A 5361-nucleotide genomic window follows, 5' to 3' on the forward strand; every position below is an offset into this window, starting at 1 on the left:
GATCTGCAATGAAAAAATAGCAAAAATTTTGACATTAGTTCTGAACCTACGAATCCATTGGCGGCACTAATTTTAGGCTTTAAACATTCTTGATGTTGGAGCCGGTTATTCTACCATATTGCCTTCCTCAATCTTCTGCACGAGCGGCCGGTCCCTCATGGAGGTAAGTGGATTGTTGGACTGAAGCCACTTATAATAGAAAAACGACTCGATATGGTGTTTAGCTCCGTGAATGGCTCGTGTCTGGAACTTGGAGGCTGTTAGAGGATTTGGATATCGCATTTCGGACCAAAGCACTAAGAACCGTGTGCGAAGATCAAGAGAAGGCCTTGAAAGTATATTGCCAAGCTGTGGTTGATGCATTGAGAGTTGAGATTGCTAATCTCAGAGCAGCCGAATCGCTTTCAGATATTATTTCAATAGGTTCGAGAGTTGAGCGAAAGGCGGGATGTTTAGAGTTACCCTTGGCTTCAGGGTATTGGCTTAAACTAAAACCATGGCAATCGAAAATCCCGGAATCTAGGCCTGGGGAGCCTGTCTGGGATTCTGTCTTCAGAGTGATGATCGAGGGAATCTATGAGCGAACTTCAACAAACACCATTTGAGCCAAAATGGGCCTCTCACCCTGGCGAGACTTTGAACAATATTCTCATTGAAAGGAGAATCTCACCTAGAGATTTTGCTTTTAAAATGGAGGAAACACCTAACTGGATTCACCACCTCTTGGAAGGCCGGGTTAGGATTACAACTGACGTTGCTAAGAAACTTGAACAGATTGTAGGTGGCTCTGCTGCGTTTTGGCTTAGTAGGGAGGAGCAGTACCAATCAGATCTATCCAGACTTGAAGATATCCAAACGAGTGCAGACGCAATTGACTGGCTCAGTACCATACCATGGGGCGAATTGGTCAGGTTTGGCTGGGTGAAAAAAGCGAAAACTAAAAAGCTGCAAGCCAAAGAATGCCTTTTGTTTTTTGGCGTCGAATCGCCGAGCGAATGGAATCAAAAGTATGGGCCGATCGAGAAGGTTCTAGCTTTCCGCACTACAGACAAATTTGTATCGAAATCACCAGCAGTCGCTGCTTGGTTTAGGAGGGGTGAGGTAGAAGGATCTCGTATTCAATGCAAAGACTGGAATCGTGATAAACTTCTTGCCCAGTTAGTACAAATAAAGAAATTGACTCGAATCAAGGACCCATCGGTCTTTATTCCACGGCTCCGCAAAATTTGCGCCGAATGTGGAGTAGCAATAGCAATTGTTCCCGCTCCCACAGGCTGCAGAGCAAGCGGCGCTACCAAATTCCTCACAGATCAAAAAGCACTTATTCTATTGAGTTTCAGGTACAAATCTGATGATCAGTTCTGGTTTACGTTCTTTCATGAAGTTGGCCACTTGCTACTGCACAGCAAAGAAGGCTTTTTCGTTGAAGGAAGTGGACTTCTTGAAACAGATGAAGAAACAGAAGCAGACGAATTCGCGGTGCGGACCCTTTTTGGATCAGATTTTGGCCGCCAGACCAAATTAATTAAAGGGGATTATCGTTCAGTCATAAGAGCAGCAACCGGATATGGCGTCTCACCAGGGATCCTCGTGGGTCAACTTCAGTATCGAGGCCTCATTCCACGGAACAGCTTAAACTATCTAAAGCGACGTTATGCGTGGAAGGATTTTTGTTCTATCCCTATCCTCGAAACGCGATAAATCTACTCGGGCTTTTCTGCCAGTTACAGAGTGCATCTTCCATTACCTGCATGCTAACTCCCAAATACTGGCCCAGGTGCACTACTTCGGCGTCGAGTTGGTCAACAGACAATTTTTGATTGCCAAAAAGCATTCTTGCTCCCGAAAGAGGCCCCGTGGCCCCTAACAAGTAAGGTGAACCTGGGCGGATAGGTGCCAGATTTAGATTCCCAAGCATCGTAAGAAAATCGAAACGTCCAGCTCTACCAAATGATAAGACAGAACTCATACTTTTATAGAGAGCATCAAACATAGCCTCGGCCCCGCAATTGTTTTTTTGGCTCACTTCCAGTAACAAATTTGCATGCCCACGATTGGCGCCGACCCACACAATGTAGTCTTGTACGATTTGAGGTGTAGGTCTCACGGCATTAGCACGAAGGCTTTCATATTTTCTATGATTTCCAAATTTTCTTGGTATTCCATCACTTTGAAATATGGTTGCAGCCGTTGTCCACCAACTCCGAAAAGCGTTTGGGTCAGAGCTAGTCCGATGCCAAGTCCAGATTTGACCATCGGGATATCCCCCATATACATCCTGTACCAATCTCCAACCGTAGTGCCGATGCCGACCGAAATGTGTGGCAAGGAAAATTAACCAAAACGCTTCATCGATGTTGCCCTGACGCGCCTTTAAGATCGCAGCACGCAATGGATCGAAAACCGCACTAGTCGGGTTTTCTCGTTCTGGCGATATTTTACGATTCTGGATCGCTTGGAGAAATTCTATTCGACGCAAACTTTCAACGATTTGCTCAACTAGGGTTTCTCTATAATCACGCGCAGTGACGCCGGGCAGTGATCGAAAATTAATCGAATAGTCAGCAATTGCCTTTTCGAGGTTCTTGCCACGTTCAGTATCCCCAGGGCGCATGCTTGCCAATCTCCAGTCAGTTTATGTTTTATAATAATAAAATTCACTGTTATGAACATATTTTTTATCTATCAAATACAAATTGGTCTTGTTTTGTAATTACATTGATTCGAACGTCCTTTTTCCTAATATAAAGATCGTAAATATCGGTCGACATGGCCTGTTTTAACCTAACAAGCTCGCGGCGACTGGCAACGGACACCTCATTCTGATCTTTTGTTATCGCGTAAATCCTCAAGAGGCGTGCTAAATCTGCCCAATATGGTGGTAGGTCCAATAACTCAAAATCGACGTATTGTCCCTCCCGAATTTGCCGTTCTACATCCAGCAGAGTACCAATAGAGGCCCAATTATCATGAAAAGGCATAGCAGGCATTGGCGTTGAACTTTGCCAGCCCTCGGAGAGAAATTTCTTAGCCTTCGCAAAATCCTCTTCGTAAAGGTGCAGATTTCCCACAGAATGATGGTAAGATCCTAGCTTCACTGAAAGCTCGTTGCTCAGCAGTTCCTGAAGCATCGTGAATGAAAAAATATCATGTGGTAGTCCTTTGAACGCATCATTGGATCTCATGTGAACGACCATGTGTAGCAAATCATCTCTGATAATGAATTGCAGCGTTGTTGTGCACGGGACGTCTTCATGAGGTTCATTTAAATCGTAAGAATCAAAAAGCTGGATAACGGCTCGCCTACTGTGGCGGTTCACCTTCAATCTGTCGGCAACTCGCTGGAATTGATTAGTGCCGTGCCAATCAAATATTCTGGGTCCGTATGCCCCCCAAATGGTTTTTCCATCATCCGAATATTCTTTATATTTTGGGATGTAATATTGGATAAAAGCCAATTCGTTTGATCGAGCCAAATACCATAACAACTCTCCGATACAACTAAAAATCGTGCCCTTTGTTTCGGTTTGGCTGACTCGGCACCTTGGTTGACTTAACTCTAAGAACACTCCAATCGCGTCCCGATTGTGACCTTTAGTAGGTTCGCTTCGGCTCTTGCTACTCAATAATGATCTAAAGATTTTGCGTAACAGGTCATCTAATGTTTTCGCTCTTAAGTGTTTGTTTTTCATAAAAGCAGTGCCTATCAATTGCAGAATCTTCTAAGGGTGCAATTTCAAGCCGAAATGTACGCCAAGCCTGTGTTGACATCCAGACTCGAAATTAGTTGTAGCTCATGGCAATAATTTTCTCTTCTGTGGTTGGCGGAAGGGTTCTTATTCACGAGCTTCCGGGCTTCATGCGATGCAGTATCGACACCTGGACACTTATGTACGTTGCCCAGCGAAGGGGATTAGAACTCGCTCCGAATTAATCTCAAAGCGAACCCATGAGTATGCGCATCAGAATTGTGCTCTTAGGAAGAGGTTTTCCAGCGCAGATTTAAACAAGCAGGTTCGTGTTACAGAGTGTTTGATAGCCAATTTATATCTGGCTACAAAAACTTCACCTGACCTGGTGCTAGGCATCAACCTCAATAAGAACTGGTACACAGAGAACCGTGCGTCACTGCCCTCCTGGTTCACCTATGCGCCAGTGAAGCGAGCGTTTGACTACCTCACTGATGAAACCGTCGGCTTAGCTAAGGTCGTCAAGCCAGGGAACATAGATCGAACGACTGGTAAGGGATTCAACACTAAGATCGTCGCAACAAGAAAGTTAATTGATCTGATCGAGTCTCAGGGCAAGCCGCCTCTTTATGCCTTTCGTAGAGAGCATCCTTTTGGCGGTATCATCCTGAAAGATGCCAAAAAGAAAGTCACTCCGTACAAAAACACGGCAGCCACAAAGGCAATGAGGGGGAGGCTAGCTCGGATAAATGCGGTTTTGCTTGAACATTGGGCCGATCTGGAGATTACAGATAACGAATTTGATGCCTTACAGAGCAAGTTTGCCACCGCCCAGACCAAACCTGGATTTGTTGAGGACGAGAGGCTCCCGATTGATTTCACTCAACGGACACTCTATCGGGTCTTCAACAACCGATCATTTGATCAAGGCGGTAGGTTCTATGGCGGTTGGTGGCAATCCGTACCCAGTCGCCTGAGGCGCTTCATCACGATCAATGACAAGCGGACTGTAGAGTTGGATTTCAGCACCCTCCATCCACGGATGATTTATGCTCATGCGGGAGTTACATGTCCTGATGATCCTTACGATGTTGGCCTAGCTCCAGATTTAAGGCCGCTTGTTAAGCATGCACTTAATGCCCTGATTAATGCTCAATCCTCTAAAATCTCTGTACCTGGTTCTTATGATCCGAACGTTGTTGGTATGTCCTGGAAAGCTTTCCTCCTGCAGGTGAAAAAAGCACATGAACCTATCAAACATCTTTTTGGTACAGGTATAGGATTAGCCCTTCAACGTAAGGATAGCGATGTGGCTGAGGCTGTAATGCTAAACTTCGCTCAACATCACATCCCCTGTTTACCAATCCACGATAGTTTCATTATGCACCACGGGTACGAAGACGAACTGAACGAGGTAATGGATAAAACATTCTTTGGAATTACCGGAAGTCATACAGGCATCAAGGTTGAGAAGATGAAGCTTGAGGATCATCAGGCACAGATTGATATTCTCCAAGCTTATCAAACCGGAGAGGATGAAATCCAAGCCATAATCAACTCCTTTACACCCTACAGGCAGTACCATCAGCGCATAGATACATGGCGGAACAGATTCCAGATCCCAGAATCAGTTTTGCCTTAGTAAGCAGTATTCTCATGAATGGTATTTCTT

The 5361-nt window shown here is 45.0% G+C and carries 4 protein-coding genes; 2 read left to right on the forward strand and 2 right to left on the reverse strand.

Annotated features, from left to right (window positions below; translation table 11 throughout):
• Positions 1–576: 576 nt before the first annotated feature.
• On the forward strand, positions 577–1701 hold the full coding sequence (locus ABIE63_RS17505; protein ID WP_354506688.1) for an ImmA/IrrE family metallo-endopeptidase: 1125 nt from the start codon (positions 577–579) through the stop codon (positions 1699–1701).
• Here ABIE63_RS17505 and ABIE63_RS17510 read toward each other — a convergent pair.
• Both ABIE63_RS17510 and ABIE63_RS17515 read right to left on the reverse strand, forming a co-directional pair.
• Positions 1682–2614, reverse strand: a complete 933-nt coding sequence (locus ABIE63_RS17510; protein ID WP_354506691.1) for a hypothetical protein — start codon at positions 2612–2614, stop codon at positions 1682–1684. The two genes, ABIE63_RS17505 and ABIE63_RS17510, sit on opposite strands and share 20 nt — an antisense overlap.
• A gap of 64 nt (positions 2615–2678) precedes the next feature.
• Complete coding sequence (locus tag ABIE63_RS17515) at positions 2679–3692, reverse strand: thymidylate synthase (RefSeq protein ID WP_354506694.1); 1014 nt, start codon at positions 3690–3692, stop codon at positions 2679–2681.
• 340 nt (positions 3693–4032) lie between these two features.
• Here ABIE63_RS17515 and ABIE63_RS17520 point away from each other — a divergent pair, with 340 nt between their 5' ends.
• Positions 4033–5331 carry a hypothetical protein gene (locus ABIE63_RS17520; protein WP_354506697.1) on the forward strand — a complete coding sequence of 433 codons (1299 nt, stop codon included), beginning with the start codon at positions 4033–4035 and terminating at the stop codon, positions 5329–5331.
• Positions 5332–5361: the final 30 nt, after the last annotated feature.

This window comes from Limibacillus sp. MBR-115 (assembly GCF_040549425.1).
Classification (GTDB): domain Bacteria; phylum Pseudomonadota; class Alphaproteobacteria; order Kiloniellales; family CECT-8803; genus Limibacillus; species Limibacillus halophilus.

Excerpts from the sequence above, each read along its gene's own strand:
- ABIE63_RS17505 (WP_354506688.1), top strand. The coding sequence starts at position 577 with ATGAGCGAACTTCAACAAACACCATTTGAGCCAAAATGGGCCTCTCAC.
- ABIE63_RS17510 (WP_354506691.1), bottom strand. The coding sequence starts at position 2,614 with ATGCGCCCTGGGGATACTGAACGTGGCAAGAACCTCGAAAAGGCAATT.
- ABIE63_RS17515 (WP_354506694.1), bottom strand. The coding sequence starts at position 3,692 with ATGAAAAACAAACACTTAAGAGCGAAAACATTAGATGACCTGTTACGC.